Source organism: Amphibacillus indicireducens (assembly GCF_039539605.1).
GTDB lineage: Bacteria > Bacillota > Bacilli > Bacillales > Amphibacillaceae > Amphibacillus > Amphibacillus indicireducens.
Genome location: NZ_BAABDL010000053.1, coordinates 24,719 through 40,608 on the forward strand (window position 1 = coordinate 24,719; position 15,890 = coordinate 40,608).

The 15,890-nt window shown below is 35.1% G+C and carries 22 protein-coding genes; 2 read left to right on the forward strand and 20 right to left on the reverse strand.

Going from position 1 to position 15,890, the window contains the following annotated elements; all coding sequences use genetic code 11:
• Positions 1-2: 2 nt before the first annotated feature.
• The 18 genes from xseB to ABD814_RS05340 all read right to left on the reverse strand — a co-directional run bounded on the left by xseB (position 3) and on the right by ABD814_RS05340 (position 13,039).
• Positions 3-230, reverse strand: coding sequence for an exodeoxyribonuclease VII small subunit (gene xseB / locus ABD814_RS05255; RefSeq protein WP_344911065.1), 228 nt, complete (start codon positions 228-230; stop codon positions 3-5).
• A complete protein-coding gene (xseA, locus tag ABD814_RS05260; RefSeq protein ID WP_344911067.1) occupies positions 223-1,572 on the reverse strand; it encodes an exodeoxyribonuclease VII large subunit in 1,350 nt (449 codons plus the stop codon). The genes xseB and xseA overlap by 8 nt, the downstream gene beginning before the upstream one ends.
• Positions 1,573-1,591: 19 nt before the next feature.
• Positions 1,592-2,446 (reverse strand): bifunctional methylenetetrahydrofolate dehydrogenase/methenyltetrahydrofolate cyclohydrolase FolD, encoded by an 855-nt coding sequence (gene folD, locus ABD814_RS05265; protein WP_344911069.1) that lies wholly within the window; start codon positions 2,444-2,446, stop codon positions 1,592-1,594.
• A gap of 15 nt (positions 2,447-2,461) precedes the next feature.
• Positions 2,462-2,839, reverse strand: coding sequence for a transcription antitermination factor NusB (gene nusB, locus ABD814_RS05270; RefSeq protein WP_344911071.1), 378 nt, complete (start codon positions 2,837-2,839; stop codon positions 2,462-2,464).
• 211 nt (positions 2,840-3,050) lie between these two features.
• Positions 3,051-3,440 (reverse strand): Asp23/Gls24 family envelope stress response protein, encoded by a 390-nt coding sequence (locus ABD814_RS05275; RefSeq protein WP_344911073.1) that lies wholly within the window; start codon positions 3,438-3,440, stop codon positions 3,051-3,053.
• Positions 3,441-3,482: 42 nt separating this feature from the next.
• On the reverse strand, positions 3,483-4,847 hold the full coding sequence (gene accC, locus ABD814_RS05280; RefSeq protein ID WP_344911075.1) for an acetyl-CoA carboxylase biotin carboxylase subunit: 1,365 nt from the start codon (positions 4,845-4,847) through the stop codon (positions 3,483-3,485).
• 12 nt (positions 4,848-4,859) lie between these two features.
• Positions 4,860-5,336, reverse strand: a complete 477-nt coding sequence (accB, locus tag ABD814_RS05285) for an acetyl-CoA carboxylase biotin carboxyl carrier protein (RefSeq protein WP_344911077.1) — start codon at positions 5,334-5,336, stop codon at positions 4,860-4,862.
• A gap of 216 nt (positions 5,337-5,552) precedes the next feature.
• A complete protein-coding gene (locus ABD814_RS05290) occupies positions 5,553-6,152 on the reverse strand; it encodes a SpoIIIAH-like family protein (protein WP_344911079.1) in 600 nt (199 codons plus the stop codon).
• Between the two features lie 2 nt (positions 6,153-6,154).
• Positions 6,155-6,796 (reverse strand): stage III sporulation protein AG, encoded by a 642-nt coding sequence (gene spoIIIAG / locus ABD814_RS05295; protein ID WP_344911081.1) that lies wholly within the window; start codon positions 6,794-6,796, stop codon positions 6,155-6,157.
• A 3-nt stretch (positions 6,797-6,799) separates the two neighbouring features.
• Entirely contained in the window at positions 6,800-7,408 is a 609-nt protein-coding gene (spoIIIAF, locus tag ABD814_RS05300) for a stage III sporulation protein AF (RefSeq protein WP_344911083.1), read from the reverse strand.
• Between the two features lie 13 nt (positions 7,409-7,421).
• Positions 7,422-8,603: a stage III sporulation protein AE gene (spoIIIAE, locus tag ABD814_RS05305; protein ID WP_344911085.1), complete on the reverse strand. Its 1,182-nt coding sequence runs from the start codon at positions 8,601-8,603 to the stop codon at positions 7,422-7,424.
• Positions 8,604-8,625: 22 nt separating this feature from the next.
• Positions 8,626-9,015, reverse strand: a complete 390-nt coding sequence (gene spoIIIAD, locus ABD814_RS05310) for a stage III sporulation protein AD (RefSeq protein WP_344911086.1) — start codon at positions 9,013-9,015, stop codon at positions 8,626-8,628.
• Between the two features lie 4 nt (positions 9,016-9,019).
• On the reverse strand, positions 9,020-9,226 hold the full coding sequence (gene spoIIIAC / locus ABD814_RS05315; RefSeq protein WP_344911088.1) for a stage III sporulation protein AC: 207 nt from the start codon (positions 9,224-9,226) through the stop codon (positions 9,020-9,022).
• A 15-nt stretch (positions 9,227-9,241) separates the two neighbouring features.
• Positions 9,242-9,751 carry a stage III sporulation protein AB gene (locus ABD814_RS05320; RefSeq protein ID WP_344911090.1) on the reverse strand — a complete coding sequence of 170 codons (510 nt, stop codon included), beginning with the start codon at positions 9,749-9,751 and terminating at the stop codon, positions 9,242-9,244.
• Positions 9,696-10,664: a stage III sporulation protein AA gene (gene spoIIIAA / locus ABD814_RS05325; protein WP_344911092.1), complete on the reverse strand. Its 969-nt coding sequence runs from the start codon at positions 10,662-10,664 to the stop codon at positions 9,696-9,698. The genes ABD814_RS05320 and spoIIIAA overlap by 56 nt, the downstream gene beginning before the upstream one ends.
• Positions 10,665-10,804: 140 nt before the next feature.
• Positions 10,805-11,365, reverse strand: a complete 561-nt coding sequence (gene efp / locus ABD814_RS05330) for an elongation factor P (protein ID WP_344911094.1) — start codon at positions 11,363-11,365, stop codon at positions 10,805-10,807.
• 39 nt (positions 11,366-11,404) lie between these two features.
• Positions 11,405-12,466: a M24 family metallopeptidase gene (locus ABD814_RS05335; RefSeq protein ID WP_344911095.1), complete on the reverse strand. Its 1,062-nt coding sequence runs from the start codon at positions 12,464-12,466 to the stop codon at positions 11,405-11,407.
• Between the two features lie 87 nt (positions 12,467-12,553).
• Positions 12,554-13,039, reverse strand: a complete 486-nt coding sequence (locus ABD814_RS05340; RefSeq protein WP_344911097.1) for a YqhR family membrane protein — start codon at positions 13,037-13,039, stop codon at positions 12,554-12,556.
• 201 nt (positions 13,040-13,240) lie between these two features.
• On the opposite strand from ABD814_RS05340, the gene ABD814_RS05345 reads away from it, so the two are divergent.
• Entirely contained in the window at positions 13,241-13,618 is a 378-nt protein-coding gene (locus ABD814_RS05345; RefSeq protein ID WP_344911099.1) for an SA1362 family protein, read from the forward strand.
• 88 nt (positions 13,619-13,706) lie between these two features.
• On the opposite strand, the gene ABD814_RS05350 is transcribed toward ABD814_RS05345, so the two are convergent.
• Entirely contained in the window at positions 13,707-14,600 is an 894-nt protein-coding gene (locus ABD814_RS05350; protein ID WP_344911101.1) for a patatin-like phospholipase family protein, read from the reverse strand.
• Between the two features lie 129 nt (positions 14,601-14,729).
• Complete coding sequence (gene mntR / locus ABD814_RS05355; RefSeq protein ID WP_344911102.1) at positions 14,730-15,149, reverse strand: transcriptional regulator MntR; 420 nt, start codon at positions 15,147-15,149, stop codon at positions 14,730-14,732.
• A gap of 186 nt (positions 15,150-15,335) precedes the next feature.
• Between mntR and ABD814_RS05360 the strand changes: the two genes are divergently transcribed.
• Complete coding sequence (locus ABD814_RS05360; RefSeq protein ID WP_344911104.1) at positions 15,336-15,752, forward strand: rhodanese-like domain-containing protein; 417 nt, start codon at positions 15,336-15,338, stop codon at positions 15,750-15,752.
• Positions 15,753-15,890: the final 138 nt, after the last annotated feature.

Below are 15,890 nucleotides of genomic sequence, written 5' to 3' on the forward strand. Positions count from 1 at the left end.
CATTACTCCTCCTCAATTTCAACGCGCTTGAACTCACCGTCTTCTGTAATAATATTTGCGACTTGTTTTTCAACTTGGGTCAATTTATCGTCACACCACTTTGATAATTTCATTCCTTTTTCATAATAGGAAATCGCATCTTCTAGTGGGACATCATCTGCTTCTAGCTTTTGAATAATCGCTTCTAATTCAGCCATTGTTGCTTCAAACGTTCTTTTTTTCTCAGTCATGTTCATCCTCCCTAATCGTTGTAATTTTCGAATCGATGATTCCGTCAGTTAATTTTAGTGTGATTTTTTCTCCTGAATTAACTTGTCTAACCGATTTAATAATAGTCCCCGTTTGATCATAACTAATCGAGTAACCTCGCTTCATTGTACTTAATGGACTTAACAAGTGAAGTTGGTTTAAATAATGATCAAATCGAGTCAATTTGTTATTAAAAAGTTGTTGAAAATGGTGATCTAGTGCCTGAGTTAAAAATTCGACTTTCTGTTGAGCGACCGATACCCGATGATTTGGACTATTCAACTTTAATTGCGCTGATGCTCGGTAAAGATTGTCTTTGTTTTTTCGGATTTGTTGAGTGATATTTTTCGCCAAAAGTTCAACCAAACGATCTAATTGCTGCTCTTTTTCGGCAATTAGTTGTTTAGGGTATTGGAACGCATAATTTGCTTGTAAATAAGATAGGCGCTCTCTTTTTCGTTTTATTAGTCCATTAAACTCTTTTGTTAATGTTCTTTTGGCCTGAAGAACTCGTGCTGTTAATTCAGTTTGAAGTGGGACAGCTAATTCGGCAGCAGCTGTTGGAGTCGGTGCTCTCAAATCAGCAACAAAATCAACAATCGTTGTATCCGTTTCATGACCAACACCTGAAATAATCGGAATTTTTGATGTAGCAACTGCTCTAGCAACAATCTCTTCATTAAATGGCCATAATTCTTCGATTGAGCCACCACCTCGGGCTATGATTAAATGATCAATCGTTGCGTCTAAATTAGCTTGGGCAATTTTTTTGACCAGATCATTTTTTGCCTGATCACCTTGAACGAGAGCTGGAAAAATTGATATTTTCACAGGTGGGAACCGTCGATTGATTGTTGATAAAATATCTTGAATCGCAGCACCAGTGGGTGAGGTAATGATCCCGATATGTTCTGGAATTGATCGGATCAGTCTTTTTTTAGACTGATCAAATAAACCCTCACGTTCTAGCTTTTCTTTCAATTGCTCAAAAGCTAGGTTTAATGCACCGATGCCATCTGGAATCATATCATGGACGTAAAGTTGATATTGTCCCATTGCTTCATAGACGCTTACTTCACCTTTTATAATGACATCCATCCCATTTTCAGGGGCAAATCTTAATGAGCGATTATAACCAGCAAACATTACAGCCAAAATTTTTGACTGCTCATCTTTTAGAGTAAAATACATATGTCCGCGACTATGGTGCTTAAAATTCGAAATTTCTCCTTTTAACCAAACAGTCGTTAAATGCTGATCCAACTCAAATTTTCTTTTTATATAACGCGTTAAAGCTGTTACCGTTAAATATTTCTCTACCACATTTATCACGCCCAGTTAATTACTTTTGTGCATGGTTAATTGCTGCTTTGATTGTATTTTTTAACAGCATTGTTATTGTCATTGGACCGACCCCTTTTGGAACGGGAGTTAAATAACTAGCCTGCTCTTTTACTGAGTCAAAATCTACATCCCCAGTCAAAGTGCCATCATCTAATCGATTGATGCCAACGTCAATCACTGTTGCACCTTTTTTTATGTAAGATCTGTCAATCATGCGGGCTCGACCAACAGCAACAATGACAATATCCGCCAATTGAACGAGTTCCTTCATGTTAGCTGTCTTTGAATGACAATAGGTAACTGTCGCATTTTCATTTAACAAGAGCTGACCAATTGGTTTACCAACAATATTACTACGACCGATGACAACTGCATGTTTCCCAGCAATGTCGATATCATATAATTTCAACATTGTTAAAATGCCGTATGGTGTGCACGGTAAGAATGTATCTTGATTTGTCATCATTTTCCCAATATTAATTGGATGAAACCCATCTACATCCTTTGATGGACGAATTGCCTCGATGACGAGTTGTTCATCAATATGGGCAGGTAGAGGTAATTGGACTAAAATACCGTCTACAACAGTATCTTGATTTAATTGGTCAATCAAAGATAATAATTCTGCCTCAGTTGTTTCTGCTGGTAATTGAATCAGTTCTGAATCCATCCCAATATAATCTGCTGCTTTTTGCTTCCCCGATACGTAAGACTTTGAAGCAGGGTGATCACCGATTAAAACAACCGTTAGCTTCGGATCAATTCCTTTTCTTTTCAGATTTACGATTTCTTCTTTCATTTTCACACGTAATGTCTCAGCGAGCTGGTTACCATAAATAATTGTTGCTGTCATGATTAAATATCCCCTTTATTTATTCATTTTTGCTAGTACACCATTAATAAATTGACCTGATTTTTCATCTCCATATATATGAGCAATTTCAATTGCTTCGTTAATGGCAACACCTTTAGGCGTCTCTAATTCATAAAAAATTTCAAATGTTGCAATCCGTAACAGCGTTTTTTCAACATTTGCCAATCTGTTCAGTGACCAATTTTCCAAATGCTCCTCAATTTTCCGGTCAATTGCAACTTGTTCCCTAATAACACCAGAAATCAGCGTTGTAACAAATTCATCCGTTTCATTATCTAGAATATTTTCTATCGCGAGATTTGCGTCGTATTCTTCATAATCTAATGAGAAAAGAACTTGAAATGCATTTTCTCTTCCGCGTCTTCGATTCATCTGTATTCTCCTTGTTTATCTCTATAGTTATTTTTTTCTCAAATGGCGACTGTAAAAACTAATCATAGCATAATGAATCGATTTCTAAAATAGTTTTTTCAAATTTGCTACGAGCTTGTAGACAAATTCAAGGTCCTTGTCAAATTTTAGTCAAACAAACAATGAAAAGACCCATAGAGCTAATCTCTAGGGTCTTCTTGGTTGCTCAGTTTTACTCACCTTGTGGATCTTCTTTTTCCATTTGAACACCAACAACATGGACATTGATTTCTTCAATTTCTAATGCCGTCATTGTTTTCAGTGTTTGTCTAATATTTTGTTGAACCTTTTGAGCCACAATCGGAATCGTTACACCATAATCAAACACGACAAAGACATCAATCGTAACACCAGTTTGTGTTAATTCAACCTTAATTCCTTTACCATGAGTCTTTAACCCAAATCGTTCAGCAACATCTGTTGCAAAATTACCACGTCTTGAGTATACACCTTCAATTTCAGTAGTCGCGATTCCAGCAATTACTTCGATTACTTCAGGTGCAATTTCCACCTTACCTAAACTTGAATCTTCACTGACATTTAAAATTGTTTCTTCGCTCAAAATGCTCCACTCCTTTAGCGTTATATCGCTGCACATTTGTCCTTATTCATCTTTTGGGGAATCAATGATCGGATATAGTTCAAGAAACTTTGTATTAAAATCACCTGATAAAAAGACTGGATGCTCCATCACCTTCTGATGAAATGGGATCGTTGTTGGAATGCCTTCAACATAAAACTCACTCAATGCCCGTTTCATCCGACTAATTGCTTCATCTCTTGTTTTTCCGTACGCAATTAATTTGGCAATCATCGAATCATAGTAGGGAGGAATTTTATAGCCTGAATAAGCTGCAGAGTCAATTCTGATTCCAAATCCACCAGGTGGTAAATATAATTCTATTTCACCTGGATTCGGGAAAAAGTCTCGATATGGATCTTCAGCATTAATCCGACACTCAATCGCCCAACCATCAAATTTAACATCAGTTTGCTTAATCTCAAGATGTTGATCATTTGCAATTTTAATTTGTTCTTTAATTAAGTCAATTCCAGTCACCATTTCAGTAACAGGATGCTCTACTTGGATCCGAGTATTCATCTCCATAAAATAAAAGTCTCTTGTTTTTTTATCAAAAATAAATTCAATTGTCCCAGCCCCAGAGTAATCAACTGCTTTAGCTGCATTAATAGATGCCTCACCCATTCGTTTTCGCGTCTCTTGATCAATCGCTGGTGACGGTGTTTCTTCAATTAACTTTTGTAAACGGCGTTGGACAGTGCAGTCTCTCTCACCTAAGTGTATCACATTTCCATGGTTATCAGCTAGTATTTGTATTTCAACGTGAGAAAAATCCTCGATAAATTTTTCTAGATAGACACCAGGGTTACCAAACGCTTGCTCAGCTTCTTGTTCTGTCACTTTAATTGCTTTAAGCAGTTCAGTTTGCTGGCGAACCACTCGAATACCTTTACCTCCACCACCAGCAGTTGCTTTTACAATCACTGGATAGCCAATTTCCTCAGCAAAATCTAACGCCTCTTGATCACTTTTAATAATCCCCTTTGTGCCAGGGACGATTGGGACACCTGCTTCTTCCATCGTTTGCCGAGCAATATCTTTTGTCCCCATTCTTTGGATTGCATGAACGCTTGGTCCGATAAAAGTAACGTTACATTTATGACAAAGCTCTGCAAAGTCTGGATTTTCTGCTAAGAACCCATAACCTGGATGAATTGCATCAACACCAGTCAGGTTTGCAACGCTCATAATCGGTGTAAAATTTAAATAACTTTCACGACTATTCGCGGGACCAATACAATAAGCTTCGTCAGCTAATTGGACATGAAGCGAGTCCGCATCTGCTTCTGAGTAAATAGCTACGGTTTCTATGCCAAGCTCTTTACATGCTCGAATAATACGAACCGCGATCTCACCACGATTCGCGATTAATATTTTTTTAATCACGTCATTTGCCCCCTATTTTCTTTTGATTCCAAATAGAGGTTGCCCATATTCAACGAGCTCTCCATTTTCAGCAAAAATTTCAACGATTTCACCATCAACATCTGATTCGATTTCATTAAATAGCTTCATCGCTTCAATCATACAAACGACATTACCCTTCCGAATTTGATCACCAACCGTAACATATGGGTCACTTTCAGGCGATTCGGTTAAGTAAAATGTTCCGACCATGGGCGAAGTGATTTCATAATCATAACTTGCTTTTGTTTCAACTGGTTCGGTATCAGTTGGCGACGGTTGTTCTGGTGCTGCTACTCCTGTGTTTCCAGTTAGTGTAGGTAACGGGGTTGCTACCGTTTCTTGTATATAAGTTGGGGTAGTGTGCTTTTTTAATTTTAATTTTTCTCCGTCTACTTGATAAACAAATTCATCAACTGTAGATTCGTCCAAAAGTTTTATTAATTGTTTAATTTCATCAATCGATAACATTGTTCCACCTCTTAGATTGAATTTTAATAGATACTTATTATTAATAACAGGTACTAATCATTACTCTTAACATTCTATTAGAAGATAGATAAAACTTCAACTATTCTTTTTTTAATCACAAAAAAGTAATCACAATCGACTTGTGATTACCATATGTGAGCGATTTTAAATTAGTTGAATGATGTAGTTTATCAGTGTTAGCTAGGTTTTATTCATTTATGTTTTTGAAGGTTGAAACTTAACCTCTACTTGCATTGAACCAAATTCATCGTAGACAGTACGCATAATTTGATTTGCTTCTTTTTCTGATAATTGATCTGTTTTAACTGTTACAATAATACTTTCATCAACCGAACGGACAAGAACATCTGAATAACCGTATTCCTCTTTTAAGCTTTCCTCAACAATCAGTTCTTTTGATGATAGCTGATCAATTTTCTGCATTTCTTCAAAAGCAGTATTCTTTTCTTCTGTTGATGCTGAGCTTGACGCAACAACACTTTCTAGTTTTTCTATTTGGCTGCTTCTTGATTGTCTAAGTTCCATTCGAATTAATGTAAAAAGATCGTCCTCAGTTGATATCGTCGAAATCAAATCTTCTTGTTCCCCTTTAGCTGTTGCTTCACTATCAATTGTAAATGACAGGTTTTGATCGAGGTCTGCTAAATCATTGGCTGTTAATTCTGTCTGATCAGCTGGTTCCTCTTGAAAAACAAACGAAAAATCATCTGAATCCGGAGAATTCATATAAAATACACTCAAAACAATTGTTAAACTTAATAATGTAAGTAACCAAACAGTTTGTTTTTTTAACATTTTTAACTCTCTCCTTTGCTTCTGGGCATGATCGATACACGATGGGGAGGAACGTCTAATACTCTTGAGACCGCCTCGATCGCCCACTCTTTAATTTGAATTTGTTCAACGCCATTCGCAACAACAAGGACACCCCTAACTGTTGGCTTTTTACTTTGGACAACTAATGGAACCTCTTGATCACCTTGTCTGATGACAACAATTTGTTGTTCTTCAGTTAGATCATCAATATTACGGGTGCCACCTCCTTGATCAGTTTCGATCGTTGTTTGCGTACCAACAATTAAATTTTTTTCATAAATGACTTCAGATGTTGCTTCCAAATTTACCATGACTTCTACATTTGAGATCCCTTCAACCTCCTCAAGCATTGCGGCTAGGTCAGTTTGATAAGCTTGTTCAAGTTCTAACAGTGGATCACTTGTACTTGGACTACTAGCAGTGTCTAATTGTTTAGCTTCAGTTTGAATCAGTGGATTCCCTTCTGAAACATTTGGTTGCTTAGGAGCAGAAAACCATTGACTTGCAATTAAAAGGATCACACCGATGCACCCAAGAATGATTAAATAATTTGATTTGGTTAATTTTTGTGTTGAATTTTGGTTTTTTAGCCACTCAGTTAATTTTTTAAACGGATTGTCCAATACCTATCCCCCCTCCCATGAGATTTGGATTTGATTTTGATTGACGCTAAGTTTGTTGCTAAACCAATTTAAGATTTGCTGATTATCATTAATTGTTTGCTGATCATGATCAATCTTATGATTAGATGCCGAAATAATGACTGGTTCGATTAATAATGTTTGGTGGTTGTTATCTGTAATTGTGAAGTGAAAAACCAATTCTTCTATCACTATCGCTTGGTCAGTCTCGGAAAAAATATCAACACGTTTAAGTTCGTACTCAAAGACTTGTGCAAACTCATCCTCCATTTCCGCCTTCAATTGATTCGCCATCTCATCTATAACATATGCGTCACTAGTAGCTTGTATTTCTTTTTTTTTAAGATCGATTTCATTTTCTAACACCGATCTTGAATTTGAGCCAAACAATGAGTCAACTATTTTATTTGATTCATCTGATATATTGATATTAAATAATGTTGTAATGGGTTGAATAAATAAAAACATAAATATGATCGACAAGCTAAACTGTGCATATTTTTTCATACTACGGTCTGGTAAAACCATTAACGTCAACATCATGATAAAAATCAGTACAATCATTTGAGTGATCCAATTCGTCAAAAAGTTCAAATGAATCCTCCCCTTATCGAATCATAAACGTTAAATTACTTGCGATCAATAAAACGACAATCATCATAATAAACATAAAAGACACAACAATTAACACCGCAAGTAAATAGAAAACGTGATCTGCAATAATCGAGATACTTTTTACTACTTGGTCGTCACCAATTGGCTGAACAATCGCTGCGGCTAATTTAAAAAAACTACCAACAATTGCAACTTTAACGATTGGTAAACTAACAATTAATAAAATAAAAATCAGTCCAAAAAGACCAAGACCATTTTTTAAAACCTGAGTAGTCGCAAAAATTGTATCTGTAGCTTCTGAGAGCATCCTTCCAACAACAGGAACAAAATTATTTGTGACGAATTTTGCAGTTTTGATTCCGAGACCATCTTGAACTGCTGAGATCGCTCCTTGTGTAGAGAGAACGGTTAAGAAGATTGTTAGACTAATAAATAATAGCGTTAAGCCAATTTGCCTTAATAAATCAGCTAATTTAGTCAATTGAAACTTTTGATTCATCTGACTGACTAAATGTAAGATTAGGGATAAAAAAATGAGCACTAGAATAAATTTATCGACTAAAATAACAATCAAATAAAGAAAAGTAATAATCAGGGGATGAAAAAATGAAGCTGAAATTATCCCTCCAAGCATCGCCATTAAACTCAACAATAGTGGGAGTAAGGCGATGATAAAATCATGCATTCTCGTAATCGTCGTTGTCATTAACTCACTAATCACTGAGAAGCTTTGAACAGCAAGTGTTGTTAATAAAATCATTAAAACGAAATTTGCTACGATCGTGACCGATTCCGATTGGAATGATGACTGAAGATTTTTAATTAATGCAGAAATAATCGCAATTATAATTAGTTGACCTAGGAGTTTCCCATTTAAAAATAGTTCATAGCCGATTATATTAATTAATGCACTAACCCAATCAATTAACGACAATTGATTCGCATTTGTGATTAGTTCTTTTAGAGAAATCCGTTCAATTTGTGGAAAATAGTCTTGATAATCCTTACCAATTTCAGACCAAAAAGTTTCTAAATCGCTAACATCAAGTTCTGATAATAAGTGGTCAGCTTGGTCGTAATCATTTATTGGCTCTTGAACTTGAGCATATCCAGGTAGATTCCATAGAAAAAAACTAATGATAACAGATAGTGTTACTTTTAATACGTTAGTCATAGTAGCCTCCCGACCAAGCAGATCAATATGGGATTAAATGAATGATTGTTTCAATGATCGCTGTTAAAACTGGTATAGAAACAAACAGGATTGATATTTTACCAACCAATTCAATTTTACTAGCGATTGAATTTAGTCCCGCATCATTTGTTAACTGTGAACCTAGTTCTGTTAAATAAGCAATGCCGATCACTTGAAAGACTGTTTCCAAATAAATTGTGTCCAAACGAAAGCGATTAAACAGGGTACGAATCAAATCAATGATTTCCCCTAGTGGAATCAAGATAAAATAAAACAAAAATAGAGAGGTAACAATGAGTAAAATTAGGGCAAAAGTTGGTTGATACGATTTAATTAGCGTTATCAGCATCGTTGCAACGACACCTATTAAAATGATTTGAACAAGTGACATTGCTTTATCCTTGCAATAAGAAAATTGCTCTAATTTGTTGAAAAAGGGTGGCAATACGGTCAATTACCATCATCAAGACGATGATGAATCCAACAAGTGTAATAAATTGAGCATATTCCTCTTTTCCCATCTGTTTCAATATTGTATGAATCATAGCTACGACAATTCCGATACCTGCTATTTGAAAAATGATAGAAGCATCTTGATTCATCATTTTTGCTCCTCTCTAAATCAATATAAGTGCGATTAAAATACCTGATAAAACACCAATTCCGCGATAAACTTTACTAAAAACGGTATATTTATTTTGAGCATCAATCAAAATGCGGTCAAGGTGAATGATTGTAAGTTCAATTTGTTTTTGTTGATTAATTAAATCAAAGTGACCAAGTGTTTGTCCAAATTGTTTTATAATCGTCAACTCGTCAGCTTCTAATGCAGAATCATTCATTAAATGGTCGACTTCACTATTCCATAAATCAAACAATTCATCATGACCAACCATTTTTTCACCAACTTGTTGAAAAAAATGATTGATTGGTGCTTTAATTTGCGTTGAGATTCTCAAACATACATCTGCAAGCAAATCTTGGCTATAAACGATCTCAGCCTCCAAAATTTTTAAAGCAGCCTTTAATTGTAAAAGATGGACTGGTCTTTTTTTTAATCTTGCTGCTTTTTCAAATCCGATTGCTGAGCTGGCGATAATTAAAAGAATTGCCCCAATCCAATTCACTTGTTACCCCCCCATTTTGCCATGCCGGTCGACCTTGATGATTTAAAATCGTTATTTTTTTATTTCGATCTAAAATCACAAAACGGTTAAAATAGTTATTCTCAATCAATGGTGCCAATTGTTTGCTTCGTAGAACAGATTGATAACTGTCACTGTGTAACGTACAAATCAAACGGACACCAGATCGAATCGTCTCTTGAATTGCTTCAATATCTTGATGAGAACCAATTTCATCAACAACAATTACGTCTGGCGACATCGAACGAATCATAAGCATCATCCCTTCACTTTTGGGGCAACCGTCTAATACATCTGTTCGTTTGCCAACTTGATAATGAGGAATGCCATTTTTCGATCCTGCTATCTCTGAGCGTTCATCAACTACTCCAACTTTCTTTGCTGTCATCGTTCCCCAGCCCGTCCCAATTAATCGGCAAAGATCTCGAAGCAGAGTTGTTTTTCCTGATTGCGGAGGTCCAATAATTAATGTATTGTGATAGCTATCACGATTAACGATTGAACGAATCATGGGTTGAGCCACATCAATTTTTTCAGAAGCAATTCGAATGTTAAAGGATGAAATCGACTGAATCTGTTTGATCGATCCTTTTTCTAAAACAGTTCGTCCAACAAATCCAACTCGATGTCCCCCAGTAACGGTAATGTATCCTTGTTTTAATTCTTCTTCAAACTTGTATCGTGAAAACCCACTTAATTGATTTAAAATAAACTGTCCATCCACTTCATTAACATGCAAATCATCAAAAGTAATAAATTCACCATTTAGAACGAGTTCAAGGGGTCGATTGATTCTGACTCTAATTTCTTCTAGTTTGTCTCGATCGTTTTTTATTGAATCCGTAATTACTTGACGGAATTTTTCTGGAAACAAGCTAACAATATTTTTTCCCACAAAATCAACCCTCACTTAACTTTAATCTTTGCTAGTTCTAATATATGATCCACTAGTTTGATTATGACAATCTAGTTAATCAATCTAAACCCAAAAAAATAGACTGAGTAGAATCGAATCTTCTACTCAGTCTATTTAAATTAATTTACACGCGAGACGTATTTGCCTTCTGTCGTATTAATAACAACTTTATCGCCTTCATTGATAAACATTGGTACTTGGATCAATAAGCCTGTTTCGAGGACTGCTGATTTCGATCCTCCACTGACAGTATTACCTTTAACACCAGGATCTGCTTCAACAACCGTTAACTCAATGTTAATTGGGAGCGTGACTCCAAGAATTTCACCTTGAAATGAAATCACGTTTACTTCCATATTTTCAATTAAGAATTTAGCCTCATGCTCAATTTGGGATTTTGCAATCTCAATTTGCTCATATGTTTCCATGTTCATAAATGTATACATATCACCAGCTTCATATAGATATTGCATATCTTGTCTCTCGATATGTGCACGCGAAACTTTTTCTCCTGCACGGAATGTTTTATCTTGAATGTAGCCATTTCTCAAGCTTTTTAATTTTGAACGAACAAAGGCTGCTCCCTTACCAGGTTTGACATGCTGAAATTCAATCACTTGCCAAATATCATTGTCAAACTCAATTGTGACGCCTGTTTTAAAATCGTTTACTGAAATCATAAAAATCCTCCCCAAAACCTTTTTATATAGATCATTTGCTTATAAAATAATAAGCTCTTTTGGTGCTTTGTTCAAGCTCTTATTACCATCTGTCGTAATAATAATATCATCTTCAATTCGGCAACCACCAACATTCGGAATATAAATCCCTGGTTCAACCGTTACGACCATATTTTCTTGCAGAACGATATTACCCATTGGTGATAATCTTGGCTCTTCATGAACTTCTAACCCTAAGCCGTGTCCTGTGCCATGACCAAAGTACTCGCCATAGCCTTTTGCTTTAATATGATCTCTTGCTAACGCGTCTGCCTCTTTGCCCGTCATTCCAGCTTTGATACCAGCTAAACCATTTAAGTGCGCTTGGAGAACTGTAGCATATATTTCTTGTAATTGATCAGAAATTTCACCGACAGCAAATGTTCGAGTAATATCTGAGCAATAGCCATTATACAACGCACCAAAATCTAATGTAACTAACTCACCAGTTTGAATTTTTTTATTTGATGCCACACCGTGCGGTAATGCAGAGCGATAGCCTGATGCTACAATCGTATCAAAGCTCGATTCAGTTGCCCCATGTTTTCTCATTTCAAATTCAAGCATATTTGAAACTTCGATCTCAGTCATTCCTGGCTCAACTGTTTTTAATACATAATCATAAGCTAAGTCAGCAATTTCTGCGGCTTTGTACATAATTTGAAGCTCATCTTCTGTTTTAATCATCCGAATTTTTTCGACAATTTGAGCTGTTGGAATGAACTTAGCTGTAATTGCCTCATCATATTGCTGATACATCGCATATGATAAATCATCTTGCTCAAATCCAACATTTTTTAAAGAACGTTTTTTAATTTGTTCTGCTAATTCTTTAATGATTGATTGTTTATGTTGAATAATCTCAAAGCCAATCGCTTGTTCTGCGGCTTGTTCAGTATAGCGAAAATCTGTTAGAAAAATCTGTTCATCTTTCGTAATAAGCGCTAATCCTGCTGTACCTGTAAAACCTGTTATGTAGCGACGATTATATGAATTTGTAATAATCAACCCATCCAAATCTTGATCACTTAAAGCTTGTCTTAATTTTGTCAATTTCGTCATTGATCCGTTCCACCCTTCATTTGATTCCTATCTCCATATCTTTTAGTGTACCATATTACTCGACAGTTTGACTAAATTTTTACTAGTCTAAGTTACTTTTTTTGTTGGTTGATCTATAAAGTCATATGAGATCGTATAACCGATAAAGACACCATAAAGAATAAAAACTGCTAACATTGTGACAATTGTGTTAATCTTTAGTTCATTTAGGTTAGGGATATGGACAAATAAGCTAGAACTTATTAAGATAAGAAGTAACCAAATAACAACTCCATAAACTAATCCAGGTAAGATCCCTGTTAATTTTCGAAACAACCAATAATACACATACGCAACTAAGATTGATACTATACTTATCAATAATATTGATAACATTTCACCATACCAGCGATGGATCCACTTTGCATCGTACCAAATTTCTAGCATAAATGAACTGGGTGACAATTCAGTAAAATTAAAATAACTAGAAACCGCCCAGACTGTTGACCAAATTAACCCAGCAAATATACCTGTGATTGCAACTCTTCGTTTTAAATCTTTAATCGATTCTTTTTTTCCCTTTAATTGTTGCATGATCATCACCTCTATCATAGATTTACCAAGATAGATGAAGCTATTCATTAATTGTCGAATCCTGTATAAATAATAAAAATCTGTCGATACTAAAATTTAACGATTAATAATCGATGATTTAAGGGAATATAAGAATATCACAATATAATTCAATTAAGCCCGCGATCAAAAATTAAAATTTAATCGAAAAGAGGTTATCAGATGATAAATAAAAAAACGTTTACACCGTTCATGATTGTCATTACTCTTCTTGCTACGCTTGGATTAGTCAGTACGCTAATTACCAGTCCAAACCAATTCATTAAAGGTTTACTTTTATTTTCTAGTATAATATTGACTTGTATTCTGATTGTTTTCTTTGTCCGCTATCGACGAAGGACCAAAAATGATGAACTAAGAAAATACCGAAGAGCCGCTAAACAATCTCAAAAACGACAGCGCCAAAAAAGCGAGCACCTACTAAATAACTCTCAATATAAAAAAGTAACCTCTATTCCTAACAAAAGAAAAGCTAATCCACCTCATTTGCGTGTAATCGATGGGAAAAAACCAGCAAAAAACGATCCGATGTCTCTATAAGTAAAAAATATCATTAGATACCCCGAATGGTTTAAACTTTCCAATCGGGGTATTTTTAAAGATCAGCAAATTCAATTAAAATTGTTCATTAAAATGACCGGATTAAAAATTGAGTGGTTTTTTCTTTCCCAGTTTCGATCAGTTCTTCTCTTACCTGTCTTGATAACGAAAAATCAGCGACACTCACATGATCAGTATCTAAAAATACAATGTTAGGTTGCTCGTGTTTAGAAATATAACGCAAATCCTGAGCATGCCTCATCGTACCAATCAATGTTTTACTAAATTGTAAGCCATTGTTTATGTTGAAATTAGTAAAATACTTTTCTTTTGATTGTAATTGAAAACCAATCACCGGTCGAATAGCCTTTTGATCTGGGCTCTTAAATAACCATAATGGCAAGCTACTTAACAAAGCACCATCGACCATCAAATGTTTTTTTGCTTCCTGATCGTATAGTTTTATCGGTCTAAAAAAATATGGTAATCCTGCACTCATTCGAATCGCTTTGGCAACAGAAAAACGTTCTGGTGATAAGCCATAAACCTGTTGTAAATCATCAGGGAGAACAACTAACCGCCCAATTGATAAATCAGCAACGGTTAATTTTAACTGATCCCTCTCTAAATCAGCGAAAGTGTAGACACCTTTATCTGCAAGAAGATCTTCAATCCATTTTTCAAATAAATGTCCTTTATATAGACCAAAACTACGGTAAAGCGACAACCATTTCAAAAAAGGCAAATACTTCTCAAGTTTAGTACTGTCCAACAACACTTTTAAATCCTTACTTAGCATAATTTGATTCAATTCATTTACTTTATAACCTGCCGCAAGTAAGCCGGCAACAATCGCTCCTGCCGAACTCCCAGCAGCACGAACAATTTGATAATTTTTATTCTCTAACGCTTCTAGGGCGCCAAGAAAAGCAAAAGCCTTCACTCCACCACCTGAAAAAACAGCGTCAATTTTCATCTTCATGCTCCTTTTATTAACTGATAATAAAATTTATGCATGAAGCAAGATTTAAAGCACTGCTTCCGTACCGTGATTTGCAAAATAACAAATAAAAAAGGTGACTGCACTAAAGCAATAACCCCTTTTTAACATTTATTCATCTATTTGCTCTGACATCTCAATCAATTCTTTTTGACGTTCCGGATTCATTTTAAGGTACTGAACTAAATTACCAATTCGATCAATCGCATTCCAGCTTAAATGATGTTCAATTCCCTCAACATCTTCGTAAATTTTATCATGATCGACACCGATAATTTCTAAAAATTGTTCTAGAAGGTCATGACGGTAAACAAGACGCTCACCAATCTTTTCACCACGTTTAGTTAGAATAAGACCACGGTACTTTTCATAGTTTAAATAGCCGTCTTTATCTAATTTTTGCACCATTTTCGTCACAGATGAAGGGTGAACATCAAGTCCCTCAGCAATATCAGATACTCGTGCATATCCTTTTGTATCAATTAACAAATAAATTTGTTCAATATAGTCTTCCATACTTGGTGTTGGCATATACTTCCCCCAATTTCTAATTGATTAATGACGATCATCAATTCAATTATCAATTAAAGAATACATTAGATTCCCAATTTAGACAAGTTATTTATTAGTTGCTCAATCGAGCTCAACCAATTTTATTTTGAAAAATGATTGATTTATCGTATAATAAGACTAGTTTATAAAAAAGGGGAAAGAATTATGCCGTTTATTTTAGCAATTGCTTGGGATTGGGTCATTATCCTCTCAATTCTAATCATTTATTTTGGTTATTTAGGATATCGTTACTTTAAAACGAGCCGCGTATTAAAAAGCTTGTCAGAAGAAGAATTTAAAAAAGGGTATCGAAAAGCACAATTAATTGATGTGCGTGAAAAAAATGAATATGATGCTGGTTATATTTTAGGAGCTAGAAATATTCCTGTTACACAATTAAAACAACGAACAAAAGAATTAAGGAAAGACTTACCTGTCTATCTTTATTGCCAATCTGGCTCACGATCACGACGGGCTGCCACGATTCTTCATAAACAGGGCTATCAAGACCTTTCACATTTAAAAACTGGTTTTAAACAATGGAATGGTAAAATCAAAAAAGTAAAAAAACCGAATTACTAACAATAGTCACTAGCTATTAGCTTGAAAGGAACTCAAAATGAGCTCCTTTTTTTGTTTGAGTAAAATCAAGCGTCAATATCAAGCAACTTACATTGAAATCATGGATTTGGATATACTAAAACTAGTTTGCTTAAAAGG